Genomic DNA, 22375 nt, shown 5'->3' on the forward strand with positions numbered 1-22375 from the left:
GTCCTGCGACTTAAACGATAGCCGCTTTTTGCACCAGGCGGGTCACAACCCAGTTCTTGGTCTTGGAGATCGGACGGCTTTCTGTGATCTCGATCACGTCGCCTGTCTTGTACTCGCCTTTTTCGTCATGGGCATGGTACTTGCTGGACAAGGACACGATTTTTCCGTACAGCTCATGCTTCACGCGACGTTCGACCAGAACCGTAACGGTCTTGGCGCGCTTGTCGCTGACGACCTTGCCAACCAAGGTGCGCTTGAGGGATTTTTTAACTTCCGTCATTATTTTGCTCCTTGGCGGGCGTTGGTTTCGGCCAAAATTGTTTTGGCGCGAGCGATGGCACGGCGCGTCGAGCGCAGCGTGGCGGTATTGGTCAGTTGCTGCGTAGCTTTTTGCATACGCAGGCCAAAGTGGGCTTTTTGCAGCTCTTTGACTTCAGCTTTCAGGCCGTCAACATCTTTTTGGCGCAGTTCAGTAGTGTTCATTTCTTCATTCTCCTGATTACTGGCCAATCATGCGGCTGACGAACGTGGTGCGCAGCGGCAGCTTGGCAGATGCCAGGCGGAACGCTTCGCGAGCCAGTTCTTCAGTCACACCGACAATTTCGAAAACGATCTTGCCGGGCTGAATTTCAGCCACGTAGTATTCTGGATTGCCTTTACCGTTACCCATACGCACTTCAGCAGGCTTTTGGGAAATCGGCTTGTCCGGGAAGACACGGATCCAGATACGGCCGCCACGTTTGACGTGACGGGAAATCGCACGCCGTGCGGCTTCAAGTTGGCGAGCAGTCAGGCGGCCACGGTCGGTGCACTTGAGACCGAAGTCACCAAATGCAACGGTGTTGCCACGGGTGGCGACACCCGTGTTACGGCCTTTTTGCTCTTTGCGGTATTTTCTGCGAGCGGGTTGCAGCATTTAAATTCTCCGTTAGTAGACCGATTACTCGGTCTTGGCACCGTCAGCTGCTGCAGCTGGCGCGGCTTTGCGGACGCGCTTAACGGTGTTGTTCGGGGCTTCGGCGCCAGACGCCTCAGCCGGCTTGTCGCTGCCGTCAGCCGGTGCGGTGTTGCCACCGACCGCACTGCGTGGGGCGCGCGGAGCACTGCGAGGCGCTCCACGGTCCGGACGGTCACCCGGACGGGCATCACGACGCGGGCCGCGCGGCTTGCGCTCTTCGTCAGCCACTTCGATCATCTTGGCGCCTGTGCCGTCGTTGCGGCCCAGTGTGTCACCTTTGTAAACCCAGACCTTGACACCGATGATGCCGTAGGTGGTCTGTGCTTCCGAGGTGCCGTAGTCGATGTCTGCGCGCAGGGTATGAAGGGGCACGCGACCTTCGCGGTACCACTCGCAACGAGCAATTTCGATGCCGTTGAGGCGACCCGACGACATGATCTTGATGCCCAGGGCACCCAGACGCATTGCGTTTTGCATGGCGCGCTTCATGGCACGGCGGAACATGATGCGCTTCTCAAGCTGCTGGGTGATGCTGTCAGCGATCAGCTTGGCATCAATTTCAGGCTTGCGAACTTCTTCGATGTTCACTGCAACCGGCACGCCCAGCTGGCGGCTCAGTTCCTTCTTCAGGGCTTCGATGTCCTCGCCTTTTTTGCCGATGACAACACCCGGACGTGCCGAGAAAATCGTGATGCGGGCATTCTTGGCAGGGCGCTCGATCAGAACGCGCGACACGGCAGCATTCTTCAGCTTTTTCTTCAGGTACTCGCGCACCTTGATGTCTTCGGCCAGCATGCCGGCGAAGTCACGGTTGTTGGCGTACCAGCGGCTGGACCAGTTGCGGCTGATTGACAGCCGAAAACCGGTTGGGTTGATTTTTTGTCCCATGTCTGCCCTTAGTTTCCAACGACCACGTACACATGGCACGTAGGCTTGCTGATGCTGTTGCCGCGGCCTTTGGCGCGCGCGGAGAAACGCTTGAGCGTGGCGCCTTGTTCGACGTAGATGGTTTTCACCCTCAACTCGTCGATATCGGCACCGTCGTTGTGTTCAGCGTTGGCGATGGCGGACTCCACAACCTTCTTGATGATTCCAGCAGCTTTTTTCTGCGTGAAGCTCAGGATGTTGAGTGCTTGATCCACTTTCTTGCCGCGGATCAGGTCAGCGACCAGACGGCCTTTGTCGACCGACAGACGAACGCCCCGGAGGGTTGCACGTGTTTCCATGGTCTTTCCTTACTTTCTCACAACTTTTTTGTCAGCCGGATGACCTTTGAAAGTCCGGGTGAGTGCGAACTCGCCCAGCTTGTGGCCAACCATTTGATCGGTGATGTAGACAGGGACGTGCTGCTTGCCGTTGTGCACGGCGATGGTCAGGCCGATGAACTCGGGCAGGATCATGGAGCGGCGCGACCAGGTCTTGATCGGCTTTTTGTCTTTGTTGGTAACGGCTTTGTCAGCCTTTGCTACCAAGTGGTGGTCGACAAATGGACCTTTTTTGAGTGAACGTGTCATTTCCTGCCCTTACTTCTTGCGACGCGAAACAATCATCACTTGCGTGCGCTTGTTGTTGCGGGTGCGGTAGCCCTTGGTCAGGTTACCCCATGGATCGACAGGATGGCGACCTTCGCCGGTCTTGCCTTCGCCGCCACCGTGTGGGTGATCGACCGGGTTCATGACCACACCGCGAACGGTTGGGCGAATGCCCATCCAGCGCTTGACACCCGCTTTGCCGAGGCGGCGCAGGCTGTGTTCTTCATTGGCAACTTCACCAATGGTGGCGCGGCATTCGATGTGGATCTTGCGAACTTCACCGGAGCGCATGCGCACCTGGGCATAAGTGCTTTCACGGGCCAGCAGCGTCGCGGATGTACCGGCGGAGCGGGCGATTTGCGCACCCTTGCCGATTTGCATCTCGATGCAGTGGATCGTGGAGCCCACGGGGATATTGCGAATCGGCAGCGTGTTGCCGACGCGAATCGGTGCTTCAGAACCGCTCAGGATCGTGGCACCGACTTCAAGGCCGCGAGGGGCGATGATGTAGGCGCGCTCGCCGTCTGCGTAGCAGATCAGCGCAATGTGGGCCGTGCGGTTGGGGTCGTACTCGATACGTTCGACCTTGGCCGGAATGGCATCCTTGTTGCGCTTGAAGTCAACCACGCGGTAGTGGTGCTTGTGACCACCGCCCTTGTGGCGAACTGTAATGTGCCCGTTGTTGTTACGACCGGATTTCTGGAATTGTGGCTCCAGCAACGGCGCGTAAGGCTCACCCTTGTGCAGGTGGTCCCGGGAAATCTTCACCATGCCGCGCATACCCGGCGAGGTGGGTTTCATCTTAATGACGGCCATTATGCGGACTCCCCACCGAGGTTCAGCTCTTGACCGGCCTGCAGCGTCACGTAGGCTTTGCGCAGGTTGTCCCGGCGTCCTACAGACTTGCCAAAGCGCTTGGTCTTGCCTTTGATGTTCAGTACGGCCACAGCCTTGACGTTCACCTTGAACATCAATTCCACAGCGGCCTTGATTTCATATTTGGTAGCGTCCTGCAGGACCTTGAAGGTGACCGAATTGGATTTTTCCGCAATCATCGTGGCCTTTTCGGACACGATGGGAGCGACCAAAACCTGCATCAGGCGGCCTTCGTTGTATTTGGTTTGGGCGTTCACGGCGCTCATGCAAACATCTCCTTGAGTTGGTCCATGGCGGCCTTGGTCACGAGCACTTTTTTGTAGTGCACCAGTGACAACGGGTCGGCATAGCGGGGCTCAACAACCAGGATGTTGACCAGGTTGCGCGATGCCAAGTACAGATTTTCGTCAACCTGATCAGCAATCACCAGCACCGAATTGAGATTCATGGCCTTGAATTTGTCAGCCAGAACTTTCGTCTTGGGTGAATCCACGGTCAAGGAGTCAACCACAGCCAGGCGGCCTTCGCGCGCCAGTTGCGAAAAGATCGAAGCCATTCCGGCGCGATACATTTTCTTGTTGATCTTGTGCGTGAAGTTTTCATCAGGCATGTTCGGGAAAATACGACCGCCGCCGCGCCACAATGGCGAAGACGTCATACCTGCACGTGCGCGACCCGTTCCCTTTTGTTTAAAAGGCTTCTTGGTCGAGTGACGAACCTGCTCACGGTCCTTCTGGGCACGCGTACCCTGACGGGCATTGGCCTGGAAGGCCACGATCACCTGATGAATCAGGCTTTCGTTGTATTCGCGACCAAATACGGTATCGGACACGTCCACTTTGGACGATGACAGACCCTGGTCATTCAGGAGTTCGACCTGCATCAGTTCGCTCCTTTGGCAGCGGTTGGTTTGGCCTTGATGGCGGCGCGAACCGTCACAAAACCGCCTTTGGAACCAGGCACGGCGCCGCGGATCATCAGCAGTTGACGGGCTTCGTCAATGCGTACGATGTCGAGGTTTTGCGTGGTGATGGTGCAGTCACCCATGTGACCCGTCATGCGTTTACCAGGAAACACACGACCGGGATCCTGCGCCATGCCGATGGAGCCGGGCACATTGTGCGAACGGCTGTTACCGTGCGACGCGCGCTGCGACTTCATGTTGTGACGCTTGATGGTGCCGGCAAAGCCTTTACCGATAGACGTGCCCTGCACATCCACCAGCTGTCCCACAGCGAAAATATCGGCTGCGGGCACAACCGTGCCAGCAGCGTATTTGCCTGCGACATCAGCCGTCACGCGGAATTCTTTCAGGATTTCACCAGCTTCAACACCTGCTTTTGCAAGGTGGCCGGCAGCCGGCTTGGTCACGCGCGATACTTTGCGCGAGCCAAATGCCACTTGCAGGGCATCGTAGCCGTCATTTGCTTCGGTTTTAACCTGGGTCACGCGGTTGTTAGACACATCTACCACTGTGACAGGAACTGTGTCCCCATCATCAGTGAACAGACGCATCATGCCCACCTTGCGGCCCAGCAACCCGAGGGAGTTGCTCAGACTCATGATTTTCTTTCGTAACTTCCACCGCTGCGACTTCAATTGGCCGCAGACGTTTTGATGTGAAAGACTGTTAATAAAACTACCCCTGGCATGCTCAGTTTCCAATGCCAAATTCAGGACAGCCTAAAAGTATAGCGCAGACTGCCAAAAATGGCAAATCCGCGCTAGACAGGAGAAATAGATACGGCACCGGTGTTGGGTTTTCACCCAGCCATAGCCGGATCCGCGTCCTACTCCAATTACTGCAGCTTGATTTCGACGTCCACGCCTGCAGGCAGATCGAGCTTCATCAACGCATCAACGGTCTTGTCCGTTGGGTCAACAATGTCCATCAGGCGCTGGTGCGTGCGGATTTCCAACTGGTCACGACTCGTCTTGTTGACGTGCGGCGAACGCAAGATGTCAAAACGCTTCATGCGTGTTGGCAATGGCACAGGGCCCTTGACAATCGCGCCAGTGCGCTTGGCAGTGTCAACAATCTCGGCGGCTGACTGGTCAATCAGTTTGTAGTCAAACGCTTTGAGACGGATACGGATTTTTTGCTTGGTGGCCATGGTAATTCCTTGAGTTGATTCTTTGGAATTACGCGAGGATCTTGGCAACAACGCCAGCGCCCACGGTACGGCCACCTTCGCGGATGGCGAAGCGCAGGCCTTCTTCCATGGCAATCGGGTTGATCAGCTTCACGGTGATCGACACGTTGTCGCCTGGCATGACCATTTCCTTGCCTTCTGGCAACTCGATCGCACCCGTCACGTCCGTCGTGCGGAAGTAAAACTGCGGGCGGTAGTTGTTGAAGAAAGGCGTGTGGCGGCCACCCTCGTCCTTGGACAAGACATAGATCTCGCCAGTGAAGTGCGTGTGTGGCTTGATCGTGCCGGGCTTGCACAGCACTTGGCCGCGCTGCACGTCTTCACGCTTGGTGCCGCGCAGCAAGATGCCGACATTGTCGCCCGCCTGGCCCTGGTCAAGCAGTTTGCGGAACATTTCCACGCCGGTGCAGATGGTCTTTTGCGTATCGGCAATACCGACGATCTCGATTTCTTCGCCGACCTTGACAATGCCGCGCTCGATACGGCCGGTCACCACGGTACCGCGACCGGAAATCGAGAACACGTCTTCCACGGGCATCAGAAAGGCGCCGTCAATCGCGCGCTCTGGCAGTGGAATGTAGTTGTCGAGGGCGTCGGCCAGCTTCATGATGGCTTCCTCACCCAGCGGGCCCTTGTCGCCTTCGAGGGCGAGCTTGGCAGAGCCGTGAATGATGGGGGTGTCGTCACCCGGGAAATCGTACTTGTCGAGCAGCTCGCGCACTTCCATTTCGACGAGTTCCAACAACTCGGCGTCGTCAACCATGTCGCACTTGTTCAGGAACACGATGATGTAAGGCACGCCCACCTGGCGGGCCAGCAAGATGTGCTCGCGCGTCTGGGGCATCGGGCCGTCAGCGGCCGAGCACACCAAAATAGCGCCGTCCATCTGCGCAGCACCGGTGATCATGTTCTTCACATAGTCAGCGTGGCCTGGGCAGTCGACGTGGGCGTAATGGCGCGCAGCCGTTTCGTACTCGACGTGGGCGGTGTTGATCGTGATGCCGCGCGCTTTTTCTTCAGGTGCCGCATCGATTTGATCGTAGGCCTTGGCTTCGCCGCCGAACTTGGCCGCCAGCACGGTCGCAATCGCCGCCGTCAGCGTGGTCTTGCCATGGTCAACGTGGCCAATCGTGCCAACGTTCACGTGCGGCTTGGTCCGCGAAAATTTCTCTTTTCCCATTTTCAACTCCAGTAAAGAACATGCCCGTGTAAGGTTTAACGTTTGCACTACGCTGCATTATTTTTCACCACGGGCAGTGAAAGGCGCGTAATCGCAGACAGGGGATTTAATTCGGGGACTAGCCAGTTGGGAACAGAGCGAAGGGGCGTTTTGCGCGTCCTTCGGTCTGTCCCGCAATTTTTTTACTTAGCTCTCGCAGCCATGATGGCTTCGGACACATTGCGCGGCGCTTCGGAGTAGTGCTTGAATTCCATCGAGTAGGTCGCACGGCCTTGCGTCGCAGAACGCAGCGTGGTCGAGTAGCCGAACATTTCGGACAAAGGCACTTCAGCCTTGATGACCTTGCCGCCACCCAGCATGTCTTCCATGCCCTGCACCATGCCGCGGCGTGAGGCCAGATCGCCCATCACGTTGCCGGCGTAGTCTTCAGGCGTTTCGACTTCAACTGCCATCATCGGCTCGAGAATGACCGGGCTGGCCTTGCGGCAGCCTTCCTTGAAGCCAAAGATTGCGGCCATCTTGAACGCAAGTTCGTTCGAGTCCACGTCATGGTAAGAGCCGAAGTGCAACGTCACCTTGACGTCAACCACCGGGTAACCAGCCAGCACGCCTGAAGTCACAGCTTCGTTGATGCCCTTTTCAACGGCAGGAATGTACTCGCGCGGCACCACACCACCCTTGATGGCGTCGATGAACTCGATGCCCTTGCCGGGTTCGTTCGGCTCGATCTTCAGCACGACGTGGCCGTACTGACCCTTGCCGCCCGACTGGCGCACGAACTTGCCTTCGGCATCTTCGATGGTCTTGCGGATGGTTTCGCGGTAGGCCACTTGCGGCTTGCCAACGTTGGCTTCCACGCCGAATTCGCGCTTCATGCGGTCAACAATGATCTCCAGGTGCAGCTCGCCCATGCCGGCGATGATGGTCTGGCCCGATTCTTCGTCAGTCTTGACGCGGAACGATGGATCTTCTGCGGCCAGGCGCTGCAGGGCAATACCCATTTTTTCCTGATCGGCCTTGGTTTTTGGTTCGACGGCCTGTGCAATCACCGGCTCAGGGAAGACCATGCGTTCAAGCATGATGATGGCATCAGGATCGCACAGCGTTTCGCCAGTCGTCACGTCTTTCAGACCCACGCAGGCGGCAATGTCGCCGGCAACGATTTCACTGACTTCCTGACGCTCGTTGGCGTGCATTTGCACGATTCGGCCAATACGCTCTTTCTTGCCTTTGATCGGGTTGTAAACGGTATCGCCCTTTTTAAGCACACCAGAGTAGACACGGACAAATGTCAACTGGCCGACGAACGGGTCGGTCATCAGTTTGAAAGCCAGCGCCGAGAACTTCTCGGAGTCGTCAGCTTTGCGGGTGACAGGCGCTTCATCGTCATCGGTACCTTTGACAGGCGGGATGTCGATGGGTGAAGGCATGAAGTCAATCACGGCGTCCAGCATGCGCTGCACGCCCTTGTTCTTGAAGGCAGAACCGCAGTACATCGGCTGGATTTCGCTGGCAATAGTGCGCGTGCGGATGCCGAACTTGATCTCTGCCTCGGACAAATCACCTTCTTCGAGGTATTTGTTCATGAGTTCTTCGTTGGCTTCGGCAGCAGCCTCAACCATCTTTTCGCGCCATTCCTTGGCCAATTCCAGCAGCTCGGCTGGAATTTCTTTGTATTCAAACTTCATGCCCTGCGAAGCTTCATCCCAGATGATGGCTTTCATCATGATCAGGTCCACAACGCCGGTGAAGTTTTCTTCAGCGCCGATAGGGATCACCATGGGTACGGGGTTGGCTTTCAGGCGCAGCTTCATGCCTTCGACAACCTTGAAGAAGTTCGCGCCGGTGCGGTCCATCTTGTTGACGAAGGCCAGGCGTGGCACCTTGTACTTGTTGGCTTGGCGCCAGACGGTTTCGGACTGCGGCTGAACACCGCCGACAGCGCAATAAACCATGCAGGCGCCGTCGAGCACGCGCATCGAGCGCTCGACTTCAATCGTGAAGTCAACGTGACCCGGGGTATCGATGATGTTGATGCGGTGCTCTGGAAAAGAAGCGTCCATGCCTTTCCAGAAACAGGTGGTTGCAGCCGAAGTGATCGTGATGCCACGCTCTTGCTCCTGCTCCATCCAGTCCATGGTGGCCGCGCCATCATGCACTTCACCAATCTTGTGGCTTACGCCGGTGTAAAAAAGAATTCGCTCGGTGGTGGTGGTCTTGCCGGCATCAATGTGCGCGGAAATACCAATGTTGCGGTAGTTTTTAATGGGGGTAGCGCGGGACATAAATAACTTTCAGTTCGGTGTTGCGAACAAAGACTCGTTGACAAGATAGTTCTCTTGTTTTTCTACGCGTCTGCCGGCCGGGCGCTTTTGGCACCGAGCCGGCAGAAGTTGGGGTTGAACCGTCAGGAATCAAGGATTTTGGTTCCTTGATGATCCGATCAGCAACCCGTCAAATCAACACGCAGTCAACACTGCAATCGATTCAATTAGAAGCGGAAGTGGCTGAACGCCTTGTTGGCTTCGGCCATGCGGTGAACTTCGTCACGCTTTTTCATGGCACCGCCACGGCCTTCAGTGGCTTCCATCAATTCATTGGCCAGGCGCAATGACATTGATTTTTCGCCACGCTTCTTGGCGGCTTCTTTCAGCCAGCGCATGGCCAAAGCCATGCGACGGACAGGACGCACTTCAACCGGCACCTGGTAGTTTGCACCACCGACGCGACGGGACTTCACTTCAACCATGGGCTTGATGTTGCCGATGGCCATGTGGAAAGCCTCCAGCGGATCTTTGCCGGGGTTCTTTTTCTCGATTTGCTCCAGAGCGCCATAAATGATGCGCTCTGCGACGGCTTTCTTGCCGCCTTGCATGATGACGTTCATGAATTTGGCAAGATCGACATCGCCAAATTTTGGATCAGGAAGAATTTCACGTTTAGGGACTTCGCGACGACGTGGCATTTTTTCACCTCTTTGCTTCAGTTGGCGCTGCTTTCGGCAACACCGCGAGAGTTAGCAAACCCTCACTTACTCGACCGGCACAAACAATTTGCACTTGGGTCACTTCGCTCAAAACACCGGCCAGGGTGAGTCAAGCACCTGTTTTTTGAAAAAACCTTGACAGTTTCTTCGGGCGCGAACCGTCAGGCTCGAACCAGTTGGCTTATTTAGCCTTTGGACGCTTGGCGCCGTACTTGGAACGCGACTGCTTGCGGTCTTTCACGCCTTGCAAGTCGAGCGAGCCACGAACGATGTGGTAGCGCACACCAGGCAAGTCCTTGACACGACCGCCGCGAACCAGCACGACGCTGTGTTCCTGCAGGTTGTGGCCTTCGCCGCCGATGTAGGAAATGATTTCAAATCCGTTGGTCAGGCGCACTTTGGCGACTTTACGCAAAGCGGAGTTTGGCTTTTTAGGCGTGGTGGTGTACACGCGGGTGCAAACGCCACGGCGCTGTGGAGAATTTTCCATCGCGGGGCTTTTTGACTTGATCTTTTCGACCTCGCGCCCCTGACGGACTAACTGATTGATGGTTGGCATTGAAACGTCCCTAAACGTCTGGAAAACGATATAAAAATACGGAAAACTTCTCCGCACCAAAAGCGGAAAAGCCTTCGAGTATAAGCCAGCTGGCCAAAAGTCTCAAGGGACATGTGCCAGCCAGCACACATCCCGCTTGTTTTTCTACTTGATCCAGAGCCGGATCGAGTCCCAGGCGCGGCCCATGATGCCGGCCTCTTCCACGGCGTCCAGCGCCACCAGCGGCACTTCAGCCATCGGCACGGGGTCGTCGCCATTCATGATCTTCAGGCTGCCGATCTGCTGGCCCTTCTTGAAAGGCGCCACCAGCGGCTCGGGCCGGGCGACCTGGGTCTTGAGTCTGGACGCGCTGCCAGCCGTCACGGCCACCACGATGGCCTCCGGGCGGCCCAGCTTGACCACGGCGTCCTTGCCCTTCCAGACCGCAGGCGAGACCACAGCCTGGCCGGCATCGAACAACTTGACCGCTTCAAACGCGGTGTAGCCCCAGTTCAACAGCTTTTGCGTTTCATTGGCGCGGGCGCTGTCGCTCGAAGCGCCCAGCACGATTGCCACCAGACGCCGTTCGCCGGGCTTGCCGCCGGCGCCGAGGTTTGGAAATTCGCGCTTGGCCGTGGCAATCATGCAGTAGCCGGCGGCATTGGTATGACCGGTTTTCAGGCCGTCAACCGTGGGGTCGCGGAACAGCAGCGTGTTGCGGTTGGTGTCATTGCTCGCTGGCGTTCCGGGGTAGCGGTATTTCTTGATCGCCGAGTAACCGATGTAATCGGGGAAGTCGCTCATCAGGCGCGTGGACAAAATGCTCAGGTCGCGCGCCGTGGTGGTGTGGCCGGTCTCGGTCAGACCTTCAGGATTCTTGTAGCTGGTCGATTTCATGCCCAGCGCCTTGGCCTGCTGGTTCATCAGTTCGACGAAATGCTCGACGGTTCCGCCCACGCCTTCTGCCAGCGCCATGGTGGCGTCGTTGCCCGACTGCACGATCATGCCCTTTATCAGGTCCTCGACCGGCACCTGCATCTTGGGATCGATGAACATGCGAGAACCGGGCATTTTCCAGGCCTTCTCGCTCACGCCAAAGGTCTGGGTCAGCGTGATTTTCTTTGACTTGAGTGCATCGAACACCAGGTATTCGGTCATCAACTTGGTCAGCGATGCCGGCTCGACCGGTGAATCAATGTCCTTGGCGGCAAGGATCTGGTTGGCCGTTACGTCAAGCAGCAAATAGGAGCGGGCGGCGATTTCAGGCACTTGCGGTGTCTGGGCATGCGCTGCCGGAAGCGCCACCGAGACAAACAGGATCAGCGTGGAGGCAAGAGAGCGCAGGCCGACAGGGGCCTTGAAGAAGCATTGCATGTCAAAAAAACCGGTAAGAAAAACAAGTAAGGAAAAAGCGAGAAAACGCAAGCGAGAGGCGATGGACCGCATCTGCTCCAAAAGATTCAATGCACAGGTGATGCCAGATGGCGGATCACCAGGGTTTTCAACAACGGCAATTGTCCATGAAAGAAATGCCCCACCCCGGGGACAACCGTAACAGGCAATGACTGCGGACGCGCCCAGTCCATCACATCGGGCAGCAGCACAGTGTCGTCCTGTTCGCCATGCACCACCAGTGTGCGGCTGTGCGCTGCGGTGTCGATGGGCGCGGCAGGCGCGCGGCTGACGCTGGTGCCCACCAGCACCAGCTTTTCAATCGGGCGCTGCGCCTGCAGCCGGGCAAAGGCGTGCGTGGTGACAAAAGCCCCAAACGAGAAACCGGCCAGTGCCAATGCGGCCTGTTCTTCGCCAGCGGGCGCCGCATGCTGCACCACCGCCAGCAGGTCTTCCAGTTCGCCCCGGCCTTCATCGTGGCTGCCGGCGCTGCCGCCGACACCGCGAAAGTTGAAACGCACCGCCGTCCAGCCCGACTGCACGAAGGCCCGCGCCAGCGTTTGCACCACCTTGTTGTCCAGCGTGCCGCCAAACAGCGGATGCGGATGGGCAATGACGGCAATGCCGCGCGATGTGCCTGCCGGCAGATCCAGGGCAAGCTCCAGCACGCCGGCCGGGCCGGCAATACTGGTCTTCTGGGTTTGGGAGTTCATGGAAATCGTTTTCTCTCTTTCTCTTTGTGGCAGCCAAATGCTATTTAAATAATAGCAGCTAGTGCAATTCAGTATTGCGCAAATGGCTTAAATCATGCCCATTCCAGCGATTCAGCTGGTGAAAAATCCTAACGCCCCAGATGAGGCGGCGTCAGCAGGCGTTCGACCACTTGGCCGTTCTTCAGGTGTGACTCGACAATCTCGTCGATGTCGCTGGCGTCCAAGTAGCTGTACCAGACGCCTTCCGGGTAGACCACCGCCACCGGCCCGCCGGCGCAGCGGTCCAGGCAACCGGCCTTGTTCACGCGCACCTGGCCCGGCCCGGACAACCCGGCGGCTTTGACCAGCTTCTTGCAACGGTCAAAAGCCTTCTCGGCGCCTTGGTCGGCACAGCACTCTTCTCCCTTGCCACGCTGATTCAGGCAAAAGAAGATGTGCCGTTCATAGTAAGAGGTCGCAGGGACGGGCTGGACGCCATCTGGCGAAGGGTTCGGGGCAGTGGAATGAGTCATGCGTCAATTTTACTTTTCAGCGGCGAGCGCCTTCGGCTCAGGGCTGGAAAGCCGCGCCAGCATGCAGGCCAGCGCAGCATACGGCCAGAGCCAGCCCAGCCACTGCACCAGGCCGTAAAACTGGATGAAACGGCCCTGCTCCCAGATTTGCAGTGTCTGGGCAAAGTAAGGGTTGGTCGGCGCCTGGTTGAGCAGGCTCAGGTGGGTCGCCAGCGCCAGCAGCGCCAGCGCGGCCGCGGCGCGGCGCGGCGCGGCCAGCAGCAGCACGGCCATCAACACGGCCAGGCCGATGCCGGCCTGGACCGGCACATCCAGCCAAGCCCAGGCATGTTGGGGTCCGTAGCTGAGAGCGGCCGACAGCGCCGATGCCCCCAGGCCGACGCCCAGGGCAAAAACGGCAAACACGGCGCGCTGCCACAGCGCACGGATCACGCAGTAACCCAGCAGGCAGGGAATCAGCGCGCCCAGTGCCACGCAGACCAGTTCGGCCAGCGGCACGAGGGGTTGAAGTTCGACCTCGCGCATTGGCATCCATTCAAGAAAGGGCGTGTCGGCCAGCACATCGGCGAGCGTCGATTCCAGCCGTTCAAAGACCTGCCCCAGCCCCATCGGTATCGACGCCGGAAACAGCAAGGCCAGCGGCCAGAGCAAGAGCAGCACCAGCACACTGCGCGCATCGGCTGAAAACCAGCGCGCCCGCAGTCGGCTCCAGCGGTCGATCAGTCCGGAACGCTCCAGCACCAGCGCGAAACAGGCCCCCAGCCAGGCGCCCAGTGTGTTCAGCGCCAAATCAACATTAGAGGGAATGCGCGACGGCAAATAGCTTTGCAGCGTTTCCATTGCCAGTGACAACAGGCCGGCGCCCAGCACCGCAACACTGACCGCCCAGGTTATGCGCCGGCTGCGCAGCGCCGACACGGTCAGCAAGAACCCGAGCGGCGCGTAACCCGCCAGATTGATGCCGACATCAAAGCCGGTCCAGTACTTTGGCAGAGGCGAGGCCAGGAAGCGCAGCGGCGAAATACCCTGGTTGCGCCAGTCCGAAAACGGATACAGGCTGGCGTAAATGACCAGGCAGACCAGCGCCAGCGCCAGAAGGCTAGCCACACCCCCATCGTCCTCACTTCGCTTCGCTTCGTGTAGTTCCTTTCCCCCTTGCAGGGGGCGACGCAGGGCATCCGGCAGAGCCGGCCTGCCGGCGTCTGCTGGGAAATCCGGGTGCGGCGGGGTCGGGTCGTCTGGCATTGCCTTTTCGTGCTGCTTTTCTTTTAAAACGGCTTGACGACCACCAGGATGACGGCGGCGACCAGCAGCAGCACGGGCACTTCATTGAACCAGCGCATCCAGACATGGCTGCGGGTGTTGCGGTTGGCGACGAACTTCGCCAGCATGCGGCCGCAGGCATGGTGGTAGCCAATTGCAAGCACTACCACGACCAGCTTGGCATGCATCCAGCCGCTGCCGCGCCCGATGCCGTAGCCAAGCCACAACCACAGCCCCAAAACGATGGCCGGCACCGCCAGGATCGTAGTGAAGCGCATCAGCTTGTGGGCCATCAGCAGCAGCCGGTCACGCTCGGCAATGCTTTGCGGCGGCACCATGGCTAGGTTGACGAAAATCCGCGGCAGGTAAAAAAGGCCGGCGAACCAGCTGGCGATGAAAACGATGTGAAAGGATTTGACCCAGAGCATCGGCGTAGTTTAGTCCGTGCGATTTCACCCACGCGCTTGCTGCTGTGTTGGCCTGCGCCTGTTCAGGCAATACGCCAGCAGTTCTGAAAATGGTCAAAAAAAAATCCCGGCGACCTGATGGCCCGCCGGGATTGAAACGCCTCTTTGCTGTCACACGCAAAGGCCCCGCTCAGGGAGGAAAAGCGGGATGCAATCGCCAAACACTGGTAACCGCACACTTTTATTCTAGTACCCGCACCCCGGTATCGCCATGGCACATTGAGCTCAACAGCCGTAAGTGCGTGTAAAGACTGGCACATTTCTGTCCAAAAAGGACACTGCACAAGGCATTCGTGCCGGATGCAAAGCTTTGGCACAATTTGCCCATGACCTTTCACGCCTCCAACTTCGCTTCTTTCCCGATGGGTCGCCCCCGTCGCTTGCGCCGTGACAATTTCACGCGCAACCTGGTGCGTGAAAACGCGCTGACGGTGCATGACCTGATTTACCCGGTGTTCGTGCTGGCCGGCCAGCAGCGGCGCGAGCCGGTGGGTTCGATGCCGGGCGTCGAGCGTGTCAGCCTGGACCTGCTGCTGCCGGTGGCCGAGGAATGCGTCAAGCTGGGCATTCCGGTGATGGCGCTGTTCCCGGTGATCGACGCGTCGCTCAAATCCGAAAACGGCGACGAAGCCACCAACCCCGAAGGCTTGGTGCCGCATGTGGTGCGCGAACTCAAGCGGCGTTTCCCGGAACTCGGCATCATGACCGACGTGGCGCTTGACCCGTTCACCACCCATGGCCAAGACGGCCTGCCGGACGCCAACGGCTACATCCTGAACGACGAGACGCTGGAAGTGCTGGTCCAGCAGGCGCTGACGCAGGCCGAAGCCGGCGTGGACATTGTCGCGCCCAGCGACATGATGGACGGCCGCATCGGCGCCATTCGCGCCGCGCTGGAAAGCCAGGACCTGATCCACACCCGCATCATGGCCTACAGCGCCAAGTACGCCAGTGCGTTTTACGGCCCGTTCCGCGATGCGGTCGGCTCAAGCGGCAACCTGGGCAAGGCCGACAAGAAGGTCTACCAGATGGACCCGGGCAACTCGGACGAAGCGCTGCGCGAAGTGGCGATGGACATTGCCGAGGGCGCCGACATGGTGATGGTCAAGCCCGGCATGCCCTACCTGGACGTGGTGCGCCGCGTGAAAGACGAATTCCAGGTGCCGACTTTCGCCTACCAGGTCAGTGGCGAATACGCCATGCTGAAAGCCGCCGCGCTGAACGGCTGGCTTGACCACGACGCGGTGATGATGGAAAGTCTGCTGGCCTTCAAGCGCGCCGGCGCCGATGGCGTGCTGACCTACTTTGCGCTGGATGCGGCCCGCAAGCTGCGCCGGGGCTGAAGCATCAGCACCGGTTTCAACGCCATTTGCTACAAAAATTGTAGCTGTCTGCAACCGTCCACCATGCGCAAACAGCCAATTTGATGCTTAACCCAGAGACTTGAGCCTTCATGCGCGTGTTCACCATCCTCTCCGGCCAGCACGGCGTGACCGAAAGCGACGCCCTGCCGACCGAACTGCCGGTGCAGGGCTTTGTCTGGATTGCCTGCGCCCGGCGCGAGTTCGAGGTGATGCTGGCGCCCATCCAGGCCACGTTGCAAACCTTGTGCGGCACGCAACTGGTGGACTTGCATGTGTCCGACCTGCTGAACAACCAGTTGCCGTCGCACTACGATTACACCTCGCAGTACGACATGCTGGTGTTTCGCCGGCTGGCGGCAGGCCAGACCGAAACTGACCTGGCGCAGCCCGGCGAGCCACTGCACCAACCGAGCAAGCGCAGCGGCCCGCCGGTGCTCAAGCGCATCGACACCAGTCCTGTGGGCTTTGCGGTGTTCGACCGGGTGCTGCTGACAGTGCACCCGGCGGGCTGCTCGGTGCGCGAAGCGTATGCGCTCAAGCTGCTCAATGCGACGTCCAGCGAGGCGCGCGCCAACGGTGTGAAACTGCCGGCCAGCCCGGCTGACCTGATGCTGCGCATCGTCAACCAGATGGTCGATGGCTACCTGGCGCTGCGCCGCGAACTGACGCGCCAGATGGACCACTGGCAGTCCGAACTGCTCAAGCCCGGCAGCCGCTTCACCAACTGGAGTTCGGTGCTCGATGCGCGGCTGGCGTTGCATTTGCTTGACGAGATTTGCGAAGACCAGCGCGCCGCCGTGCAGGACTGGATCGATTCGATTGAAACCTGGCCCGATGCCGACACGCCGGCGGGCATGCGCGAGCGCGAGCTGCTCAAGGTGCGCTCGCGCGACGTTCTGGAGCACATCGAGCGCGTGGTTCACCATGTGCGGCGCATGGAACAAAGCGCCGAAACAGCAGTGCAGATGCATTTTTCGGCGCAGAGCAACCGCACCAACGACATCATGCGCACGCTGACCGCGTTGACGGCGGTGTTCTTGCCGCTGAACCTGATCACCGGGTTTTTTGGCATGAACTTCGAGTTTTTGCCCGCCATCCACAGCTCGGCCGGGTTTTGGTGGACGTTCGGCCTGATGGTCTTGCTGGTCGTGGTGGTCGTGTCGGTGTTCTGGCGCAAGCAATATCTGGCGCGAACCAGCCGCTAAGGCCGATTCTGCACAGCCGCCAGTCAGACTGCGCCGCTCACTTGGCCGGCGCGCTGGCGACGATGGCGTGCAGTTCGGCCTCGACCGATTCCAGATGGCGAAGCAGCCGGGACGGCCTCAGCGGCTTGCCGAGCGCATGCGCCGCTTCAGCCTGACGAATCACCTCGATGGTGGGGTAGGCCGCCACGGCGTAACAGGATCCCTTGATTTTGTGCAGCAGATCACCTTGGTAGGTGAGGTTTCTCGTCGCCAGGGCGGCAGCAAAATCCACACGCCATTGGGGCAACTGCCGCAAAAATGCGGCGGCCACCATGGGCAGCCATTTCAGGTTGCCGGAAGTTTGCTCAAACTTCCGCAAATCGATTTCGGCGCTCATGAGCTTGCCCTGCAAGCAAAGACCAGAGCGGGACAGGAGCGGCTCATGCCTTGTTCCGCACCAGGACCTGCCGTGCGTTGACGTAACACCGCTGGACATGCGCATCGACAAAGCCCCGCAGCCGTTGCAAATCAAGCGGCTTGGGGAAAAACAGCATGTTGGGCGGGAGTCCGCCGCGCCGGTCAATTTCCTGCTCGCTCATGCAGGAAGTGACCACCAGCGCAACTGACTGGTATTCGGGCCGACCGCTGACCAGCTGCAGCAGCATGAAGCCGTCAAACGGCTCCATGTTCAGATCGGTGATCAGGATTTGGGGACGGTTGCGCTCCAGCATCAGCACGGCTTCCAGGCCATCGGTCGCCAGCAAAAAATTGACGCACGGGTAACATTCTCCAAGCCTGTGGGCGATGAGCGCTCCCGTGGCGGCACCATCTTCGACCAGGAGAACAGTCAACGCTTCTGGCCGTTGAGCGGCCAGCACACCCGCCCCAGCGGCAGGCGACTCAACCCTGCGCAGCAATGCATTTGGCCCGGTTTTGTGACTCACGGCATTGACTGCATCACGCGTTATCCGGCGGTGCCCGCCTGTGGTTTTGACAGCCGGAATCCTTCCCGAATCGACCAGCTTTTGCAGAGACCTCCTGGACAGCCCAAGAATCCTGGATGCCGCGCCAATACCAAAAAAATCTTCTTTCACTATTTACAACATTCTTACAATCGAGTGAACTACGCGTGTGTTGCCGCAGGCACTGGCAGGTGTATGCAAAAGGCTTCGGGCGCACCGATGAATAACTCGCCAACATTCAAAAAAAATCACAAATTGATCCATACTTTACCAAAATCGATAAATTGACAATGATCAACAGATAAATAAACGAACATTGTGATTATCAGACTGATAAAACGTCGAATTCCAGGTCAAGCGTCCCAGGAACCAGGCTCTCAAGCCATGCTATGAAACGTTTACTCAAGACATTTTTAGCAAAGTACTCTGACACCCCTGCCCTGCCCTCTGCCGGTCTGGACGGGCTGGCCGGGCAAGCACTCGATCTGTTGCCGTGCGTGACCTTGGTGGTCAATGCCGAAGGCGTCATTGTTTATGTCAGCAAACCCGTCACCCGGCTGCTCGGATGGCGCTCCAGCCATCTGCTCGGCAGCCCTGTTTCCCAGTTGTTCACGCCCACAGATCAGCAAAAACTGAAGCTACTTTTGCACGTAAAGGGCGCAGTCCCCGCGCAAGATCAGGTGGTGCAAGACATGGACATATGGATTCTCAACAGCAACCTGCAGCTCAAAAAAACCAGGCTGTCTGTCGCGCATTTCGCCTGGCAGGGGCAAATGCACATTTGCCTGTCGTTGCGCTTTGCCTTGATTGAAGATCTGGAACTGCGCCTGGCCAAGGAGCAGACACATGAGTTCAAGCAGGCCAGTGAAAACAAAAGCCGTTTCCTCTCCAGCATGAGCCATGAAATCCGGACGCCATTGAACGGCGTGCTGGGCATGATCGACTTGCTCGCCTCGTCATCGCTCGATTCACAGCAGCGCACCTACGTGTCCAGCCTGAAAAAAAGCTCGCGTAACTTGCGTGCATTGATCAAGGATGTGCTGGATTTTTCAAAAATCGAGGCAGGACTGGTTGAAACCGAACAGGTGCCTTTTGATTTGGTTGAAATCCTCAGTGCCGCGGTTCATGCCTTCAGCCCGCTGGCCGGGGACAAAGGCGTTGCGCTGCAACTTGAACACGCACTACCGCACACATGCTATATCGGGGATCCGCATCGCTTGTCGCAGGTGGTTAACAACCTGGTGAGCAACGCGCTCAAGTTCACGCCTCAAGGCAGTGTGAAGGTTGCTGTTTATTCCCGAATACTGCTTGCACAACAAGACCTGTGGCGCCTGACGATATCAGTCACCGACACCGGCATGGGTATTCAGCCTGAACAGCAAGCGCAGCTTTTTGACTCGTTTCATCAAGGCAGCGCATCGGTGAGCCGGCACCATGGCGGCTCGGGCCTGGGCTTGTACATCAGCAAGGAACTGGTTGAGCTGATGGGCGGCGAACTTTCAGTGAGGAGCCAGCCCGGCAAGGGTTCGACCTTTGAATTCTGGGTCGATCTGCAGCTTAGCCATTCATTGGTGACGGCCATGGAAACCGCCCCTCCCGCCGGGCTGGAGCGGCTGGCTGGCTTGCGCATTTTGGTGGTTGAAGACGATCTGACCAACCAGATACTGCTGCAAGCGTGGCTGCACCAGGCAGAGGCGGTGACGGTATGCCGCGCCAACGGCCAGGAAGCGCTTGATGAGTTGTCAAAGGAAAGCTATTTTGACGCCGTGCTCATGGACGTTTCCATGCCGGTAATGGACGGACTGACGGCTACCCGACGCATTCGCCAGCCCCAGCCGCAGGATTCGCCTGCACGCCAGCGTTACCTGGCGGCCCTTCCAATCATCGGCATCAGCGGCCACGCTTTCAGCGAAGACATGAACCGCTGCCTGAGCGCAGGCATGACGAACAGTCTGACCAAGCCACTGTCGCGGGTAGCCATGCTGCAAGCGCTGACGTCAGCGCTCGAGACCTGCCAGACAGGCCAGGTCGAATTCTAAAAAGCCAAACTCAGTACCGTCTTCCGTATTTTTTGCTTATATTCTTCCAACATTGACTCCCACGCCAAAACGCCACACATGTCTTTTTTGCCCAGTGAACTCCGTGTCAATGCCGTTGGTGGAACCTGGAATATTGCAGCGTGGTGGCGTCTGGTCCATGCCATGGGCATTGCGCGCCTGGCCTGGATTGCCTGCAGCCTGAGCATCGCGGTGCTGGGCAGCGCTGCGCTGCTGGTGCACCGGGCTGACCAGCGAGGTGTCAATAATGCGCTGGACGCGAACGTGTCCCTGAACGCCAAAGGTTACGCCAAGTTTGTCATGTTTAATCTGGCTATCGTTGACCGGCAGCTCACAGTGTTGCGCAAGCAGCATCTGCAGGGCTTGCGCCTGCCGGCACAGGCCGCCATGAACAGCCAGCTGCAAGAGCTCAATGGCATGGTGCTGCAAGTTACCGTGGCCAATGTCGAAGGTCAGGTAGTGGATACCTCACTGGGCATGCCCGGCATGCCGGTCAGCATCGCAGACCAGGTGCACTTCCAGGTCTTCAAGAACAATTCCGAAGACCGCCTGTTCATCAGCGAGCCAGTGCTCGGCCGGGTATCCAATAAGTTGTCGCTGCAGTTGGTGCGGCCCATGCTGGACCCTGACGGAAAATTTATGGGCGTGATCGTGGCCAGCATTGACCCGGAACTGCTGAAAAATTTTTTCACTGACTTGAAGGCGCTGACCCATCAGGGCAGGCTGTCCATCATTGGTTTGGACGGAATCGTTCGCTTCCGACTGACCAACCAGGGATTCAGCGCCGGTCAGGATGCCCAGGCATCACCCAATTGGAAGCAAGTCAGCACCCTGCCTGCCGGTATTTATGACGAACCGGATCTTGGCGACGGAATTTACCGCCGGATTGGATTTCACCGCGTGGAGGGCTATCCGCTGTTGGTGACGGTGGGTACGGGACTGCACGAACAGTTGCAAAATTTCAACAGCCGCTGGAATCTGATCCGTAGCCTGGCGCTGGCGCTGGCCGTGGTGTTGACCGTGGTGGCCACCACCATTGCCCGGCTGGCCAAAAAGCAAAAACGCTATCTTGACCTGCTTGAAGAAAACCGCCTGCGGGCACTGGAGGGCAACCAGATCAAGTCAAACTTCCTGGCTTCGTTGTCGCACGAGTTGCGCACGCCGCTGAACTCGATACTCGGCTTTTCGGAGTTGATCCGCGACACCTCCCCCGAACCCCGGATCATTCAGTACGCGGGTCTGATCCACAAAAGCGGCACCCATCTGAATGCACTGGTCAACACCATTCTGGACCTGACAAAGATCGAGTCGGGCAAGATGGGGCTGACGCTGGAGCCTGTCCAAATACCCGAGCTGATGGAAATGCTGATAACGATTCACAAGGTGAATGCTGACGAAAAAAACGTCGAGTTGTCGCTTTCGATAAATGACCTTGTGCAGAATACGGTGCAGTCTGACCGTGCCAAACTGGTTCAAGTCATGAACAACGTGATCCACAACGCCATCAAGTTCACACCCACTGGCTCAATTTTAATAATGGTCAAACCCGCAGGGAACGAAGGTTTGCTGATTTCCGTCATCGACACCGGCATCGGCGTTGCGTCCGACAAGACTTCGCAGGTGTTTGAACGCTTTAATACTGTTGATGCGCAAGCCTTCAGTTCCTGCCTCAAAGGCTTCGGACTGGGTCTGGCACTGTGCAGGGAATTGCTGCATCTCCTGCACGGCAAAATCACCCTGACTTCCAATGTGGCATATGGCACTACGGTTGACATCTTCATTCCTTACAGCGTTCCCGCAGAAAGAAAACCAGCATGACGCAGCTTCACCCCGTGGTTTGGGTCGTTGACGATGAGGAGGTGAACCGCATTCTGGCGCACGCCTACCTGGAGCGGCTGGGCTGGGAAGTCGAGGAATTCAGCAACGGCCATGACGTCATCCGCCGTCTGAAACAGGCGCAACCGCACGCCTTGCTGATCGACATTCGCATGCCCGGCTTGTCGGGCGATCAACTGGCATGTCATGTCCGGGCGCAATTTCCGCAAGGAGATATCCGTGTGGTGGGCTATACCGCACATTGCATGGAAGAAGCCCTGCAGCCTCTTTTGGAGGCCGGGTTTGACCAGGTACTCATCAAGCCTGTTTCCTTTCAGCAGATGGCGCAAGCCTTGCCAATCTTCAGCGCCTGAACAGCTGACGCACCTTTTATTCATCAAAAAAGATAGCTGCTTATGTACG

27 protein-coding genes are annotated in these 22375 nt (G+C 58.0%); 5 read left to right on the forward strand and 22 right to left on the reverse strand.

What is annotated here, in order from left to right; all coding sequences use genetic code 11:
* Nucleotides 1-10: 10 nt before the first annotated feature.
* The 20 genes from rpsQ to H4V98_RS01395 all read right to left on the reverse strand — a co-directional run bounded on the left by rpsQ (nucleotide 11) and on the right by H4V98_RS01395 (nucleotide 14531).
* A complete protein-coding gene (rpsQ, locus tag H4V98_RS01300) occupies nucleotides 11-280 on the reverse strand; it encodes a 30S ribosomal protein S17 (protein ID WP_036807019.1) in 270 nt (89 codons plus the stop codon).
* The gene (gene rpmC, locus H4V98_RS01305; RefSeq protein WP_196865087.1) at nucleotides 280-483 is read right to left on the reverse strand and encodes a 50S ribosomal protein L29; all 204 of its coding nucleotides are present in this window, start codon (nucleotides 481-483) and stop codon (nucleotides 280-282) included. The genes rpsQ and rpmC overlap by 1 nt, the downstream gene beginning before the upstream one ends.
* A gap of 16 nt (nucleotides 484-499) precedes the next feature.
* Nucleotides 500-916 (reverse strand): 50S ribosomal protein L16, encoded by a 417-nt coding sequence (rplP, locus tag H4V98_RS01310; RefSeq protein ID WP_029526555.1) that lies wholly within the window; start codon nucleotides 914-916, stop codon nucleotides 500-502.
* A 24-nt stretch (nucleotides 917-940) separates the two neighbouring features.
* Nucleotides 941-1846 carry a 30S ribosomal protein S3 gene (rpsC, locus tag H4V98_RS01315; protein WP_196865084.1) on the reverse strand — a complete coding sequence of 302 codons (906 nt, stop codon included), beginning with the start codon at nucleotides 1844-1846 and terminating at the stop codon, nucleotides 941-943.
* Between the two features lie 8 nt (nucleotides 1847-1854).
* Complete coding sequence (gene rplV, locus H4V98_RS01320) at nucleotides 1855-2184, reverse strand: 50S ribosomal protein L22 (RefSeq protein WP_196865085.1); 330 nt, start codon at nucleotides 2182-2184, stop codon at nucleotides 1855-1857.
* A 9-nt stretch (nucleotides 2185-2193) separates the two neighbouring features.
* Nucleotides 2194-2472, reverse strand: a complete 279-nt coding sequence (gene rpsS / locus H4V98_RS01325; protein WP_007866503.1) for a 30S ribosomal protein S19 — start codon at nucleotides 2470-2472, stop codon at nucleotides 2194-2196.
* Between the two features lie 9 nt (nucleotides 2473-2481).
* Nucleotides 2482-3306, reverse strand: coding sequence for a 50S ribosomal protein L2 (gene rplB, locus H4V98_RS01330; RefSeq protein ID WP_196865086.1), 825 nt, complete (start codon nucleotides 3304-3306; stop codon nucleotides 2482-2484).
* Entirely contained in the window at nucleotides 3306-3632 is a 327-nt protein-coding gene (gene rplW, locus H4V98_RS01335; RefSeq protein WP_036807029.1) for a 50S ribosomal protein L23, read from the reverse strand. Before rplW ends, rplB begins: the two co-directional genes overlap by 1 nt.
* Entirely contained in the window at nucleotides 3629-4249 is a 621-nt protein-coding gene (gene rplD, locus H4V98_RS01340) for a 50S ribosomal protein L4 (protein WP_011799638.1), read from the reverse strand. Before rplD ends, rplW begins: the two co-directional genes overlap by 4 nt.
* Nucleotides 4249-4929 (reverse strand): 50S ribosomal protein L3, encoded by a 681-nt coding sequence (gene rplC, locus H4V98_RS01345; protein ID WP_196865088.1) that lies wholly within the window; start codon nucleotides 4927-4929, stop codon nucleotides 4249-4251. The genes rplD and rplC overlap by 1 nt, the downstream gene beginning before the upstream one ends.
* Nucleotides 4930-5165: 236 nt before the next feature.
* On the reverse strand, nucleotides 5166-5480 hold the full coding sequence (gene rpsJ, locus H4V98_RS01350) for a 30S ribosomal protein S10 (protein ID WP_007838118.1): 315 nt from the start codon (nucleotides 5478-5480) through the stop codon (nucleotides 5166-5168).
* 28 nt (nucleotides 5481-5508) lie between these two features.
* Nucleotides 5509-6699 carry an elongation factor Tu gene (tuf, locus tag H4V98_RS01355; protein WP_036807038.1) on the reverse strand — a complete coding sequence of 397 codons (1191 nt, stop codon included), beginning with the start codon at nucleotides 6697-6699 and terminating at the stop codon, nucleotides 5509-5511.
* Between the two features lie 182 nt (nucleotides 6700-6881).
* Nucleotides 6882-8984, reverse strand: a complete 2103-nt coding sequence (fusA, locus tag H4V98_RS01360) for an elongation factor G (RefSeq protein WP_196864990.1) — start codon at nucleotides 8982-8984, stop codon at nucleotides 6882-6884.
* Nucleotides 8985-9190: 206 nt separating this feature from the next.
* Complete coding sequence (rpsG, locus tag H4V98_RS01365) at nucleotides 9191-9664, reverse strand: 30S ribosomal protein S7 (protein ID WP_011799634.1); 474 nt, start codon at nucleotides 9662-9664, stop codon at nucleotides 9191-9193.
* A gap of 202 nt (nucleotides 9665-9866) precedes the next feature.
* The gene (gene rpsL / locus H4V98_RS01370; RefSeq protein ID WP_011799633.1) at nucleotides 9867-10244 is read right to left on the reverse strand and encodes a 30S ribosomal protein S12; all 378 of its coding nucleotides are present in this window, start codon (nucleotides 10242-10244) and stop codon (nucleotides 9867-9869) included.
* Between the two features lie 144 nt (nucleotides 10245-10388).
* Entirely contained in the window at nucleotides 10389-11597 is a 1209-nt protein-coding gene (locus tag H4V98_RS01375) for a D-alanyl-D-alanine carboxypeptidase family protein (protein WP_231374914.1), read from the reverse strand.
* An 86-nt stretch (nucleotides 11598-11683) separates the two neighbouring features.
* Nucleotides 11684-12328, reverse strand: a complete 645-nt coding sequence (locus H4V98_RS01380) for an alpha/beta fold hydrolase (RefSeq protein WP_196864989.1) — start codon at nucleotides 12326-12328, stop codon at nucleotides 11684-11686.
* Between the two features lie 128 nt (nucleotides 12329-12456).
* A complete protein-coding gene (locus H4V98_RS01385; protein WP_196864988.1) occupies nucleotides 12457-12840 on the reverse strand; it encodes a (2Fe-2S) ferredoxin domain-containing protein in 384 nt (127 codons plus the stop codon).
* A gap of 9 nt (nucleotides 12841-12849) precedes the next feature.
* Complete coding sequence (locus H4V98_RS01390) at nucleotides 12850-13947, reverse strand: VanZ family protein (RefSeq protein ID WP_280757237.1); 1098 nt, start codon at nucleotides 13945-13947, stop codon at nucleotides 12850-12852.
* 161 nt (nucleotides 13948-14108) lie between these two features.
* The gene (locus H4V98_RS01395; protein WP_196864986.1) at nucleotides 14109-14531 is read right to left on the reverse strand and encodes a CopD family protein; all 423 of its coding nucleotides are present in this window, start codon (nucleotides 14529-14531) and stop codon (nucleotides 14109-14111) included.
* Between the two features lie 365 nt (nucleotides 14532-14896).
* On the opposite strand from H4V98_RS01395, the gene hemB reads away from it, so the two are divergent.
* Both hemB and H4V98_RS01405 read left to right on the forward strand, forming a co-directional pair.
* Nucleotides 14897-15913, forward strand: a complete 1017-nt coding sequence (gene hemB, locus H4V98_RS01400; protein ID WP_196864985.1) for a porphobilinogen synthase — start codon at nucleotides 14897-14899, stop codon at nucleotides 15911-15913.
* Nucleotides 15914-16023: 110 nt separating this feature from the next.
* On the forward strand, nucleotides 16024-17139 hold the full coding sequence (locus H4V98_RS01405) for a magnesium transporter CorA family protein (protein WP_196864984.1): 1116 nt from the start codon (nucleotides 16024-16026) through the stop codon (nucleotides 17137-17139).
* Between the two features lie 37 nt (nucleotides 17140-17176).
* Here H4V98_RS01405 and H4V98_RS01410 read toward each other — a convergent pair whose 3' ends face one another.
* Entirely contained in the window at nucleotides 17177-17515 is a 339-nt protein-coding gene (locus H4V98_RS01410) for a hypothetical protein (protein ID WP_196864983.1), read from the reverse strand.
* Between the two features lie 43 nt (nucleotides 17516-17558).
* Entirely contained in the window at nucleotides 17559-18062 is a 504-nt protein-coding gene (locus H4V98_RS01415; protein ID WP_280757238.1) for a response regulator, read from the reverse strand.
* Between the two features lie 407 nt (nucleotides 18063-18469).
* Here H4V98_RS01415 and H4V98_RS01420 point away from each other — a divergent pair, with 407 nt between their 5' ends.
* The 3 genes from H4V98_RS01420 (at nucleotide 18470) to H4V98_RS01430 (ending at nucleotide 22326) form a co-directional block, all read left to right on the forward strand.
* The gene (locus H4V98_RS01420) at nucleotides 18470-20119 is read left to right on the forward strand and encodes an ATP-binding protein (protein WP_196864981.1); all 1650 of its coding nucleotides are present in this window, start codon (nucleotides 18470-18472) and stop codon (nucleotides 20117-20119) included.
* Nucleotides 20120-20197: 78 nt separating this feature from the next.
* Nucleotides 20198-21955 carry an ATP-binding protein gene (locus tag H4V98_RS01425; RefSeq protein ID WP_196864980.1) on the forward strand — a complete coding sequence of 586 codons (1758 nt, stop codon included), beginning with the start codon at nucleotides 20198-20200 and terminating at the stop codon, nucleotides 21953-21955.
* Complete coding sequence (locus H4V98_RS01430) at nucleotides 21952-22326, forward strand: response regulator (RefSeq protein ID WP_196864979.1); 375 nt, start codon at nucleotides 21952-21954, stop codon at nucleotides 22324-22326. The genes H4V98_RS01425 and H4V98_RS01430 overlap by 4 nt, the downstream gene beginning before the upstream one ends.
* Nucleotides 22327-22375 lie beyond the last annotated feature (49 nt).

The sequence above is a fragment of the Polaromonas sp. CG_23.6 genome (genome assembly GCF_029892315.1).
Taxonomy (GTDB): domain Bacteria; phylum Pseudomonadota; class Gammaproteobacteria; order Burkholderiales; family Burkholderiaceae_C; genus Polaromonas.

Bases quoted from the DNA above. Each gene is read 5' to 3' on its own strand.
- rpsQ (WP_036807019.1), bottom strand. From the start codon at position 280: ATGACGGAAGTTAAAAAATCCCTCAAGCGCACCTTGGTTGGCAAGGTC.
- rpmC (WP_196865087.1), bottom strand. From the start codon at position 483: ATGAACACTACTGAACTGCGCCAAAAAGATGTTGACGGCCTGAAAGCT.
- rplP (WP_029526555.1), bottom strand. From the start codon at position 916: ATGCTGCAACCCGCTCGCAGAAAATACCGCAAAGAGCAAAAAGGCCGT.
- rpsC (WP_196865084.1), bottom strand. From the start codon at position 1,846: ATGGGACAAAAAATCAACCCAACCGGTTTTCGGCTGTCAATCAGCCGC.
- rplV (WP_196865085.1), bottom strand. From the start codon at position 2,184: ATGGAAACACGTGCAACCCTCCGGGGCGTTCGTCTGTCGGTCGACAAA.
- rpsS (WP_007866503.1), bottom strand. From the start codon at position 2,472: ATGACACGTTCACTCAAAAAAGGTCCATTTGTCGACCACCACTTGGTA.
- rplB (WP_196865086.1), bottom strand. From the start codon at position 3,306: ATGGCCGTCATTAAGATGAAACCCACCTCGCCGGGTATGCGCGGCATG.
- rplW (WP_036807029.1), bottom strand. From the start codon at position 3,632: ATGAGCGCCGTGAACGCCCAAACCAAATACAACGAAGGCCGCCTGATG.
- rplD (WP_011799638.1), bottom strand. From the start codon at position 4,249: ATGCAGGTCGAACTCCTGAATGACCAGGGTCTGTCATCGTCCAAAGTG.
- rplC (WP_196865088.1), bottom strand. From the start codon at position 4,929: ATGAGTCTGAGCAACTCCCTCGGGTTGCTGGGCCGCAAGGTGGGCATG.
- rpsJ (WP_007838118.1), bottom strand. From the start codon at position 5,480: ATGGCCACCAAGCAAAAAATCCGTATCCGTCTCAAAGCGTTTGACTAC.
- tuf (WP_036807038.1), bottom strand. From the start codon at position 6,699: ATGGGAAAAGAGAAATTTTCGCGGACCAAGCCGCACGTGAACGTTGGC.
- fusA (WP_196864990.1), bottom strand. From the start codon at position 8,984: ATGTCCCGCGCTACCCCCATTAAAAACTACCGCAACATTGGTATTTCC.
- rpsG (WP_011799634.1), bottom strand. From the start codon at position 9,664: ATGCCACGTCGTCGCGAAGTCCCTAAACGTGAAATTCTTCCTGATCCA.
- rpsL (WP_011799633.1), bottom strand. From the start codon at position 10,244: ATGCCAACCATCAATCAGTTAGTCCGTCAGGGGCGCGAGGTCGAAAAG.
- H4V98_RS01375 (WP_231374914.1), bottom strand. From the start codon at position 11,597: ATGCAATGCTTCTTCAAGGCCCCTGTCGGCCTGCGCTCTCTTGCCTCC.
- H4V98_RS01380 (WP_196864989.1), bottom strand. From the start codon at position 12,328: ATGAACTCCCAAACCCAGAAGACCAGTATTGCCGGCCCGGCCGGCGTG.
- H4V98_RS01385 (WP_196864988.1), bottom strand. From the start codon at position 12,840: ATGACTCATTCCACTGCCCCGAACCCTTCGCCAGATGGCGTCCAGCCC.
- H4V98_RS01395 (WP_196864986.1), bottom strand. From the start codon at position 14,531: ATGCTCTGGGTCAAATCCTTTCACATCGTTTTCATCGCCAGCTGGTTC.
- hemB (WP_196864985.1), top strand. From the start codon at position 14,897: ATGACCTTTCACGCCTCCAACTTCGCTTCTTTCCCGATGGGTCGCCCC.
- H4V98_RS01405 (WP_196864984.1), top strand. From the start codon at position 16,024: ATGCGCGTGTTCACCATCCTCTCCGGCCAGCACGGCGTGACCGAAAGC.
- H4V98_RS01410 (WP_196864983.1), bottom strand. From the start codon at position 17,515: ATGAGCGCCGAAATCGATTTGCGGAAGTTTGAGCAAACTTCCGGCAAC.
- H4V98_RS01420 (WP_196864981.1), top strand. From the start codon at position 18,470: ATGAAACGTTTACTCAAGACATTTTTAGCAAAGTACTCTGACACCCCT.
- H4V98_RS01425 (WP_196864980.1), top strand. From the start codon at position 20,198: ATGTCTTTTTTGCCCAGTGAACTCCGTGTCAATGCCGTTGGTGGAACC.
- H4V98_RS01430 (WP_196864979.1), top strand. From the start codon at position 21,952: ATGACGCAGCTTCACCCCGTGGTTTGGGTCGTTGACGATGAGGAGGTG.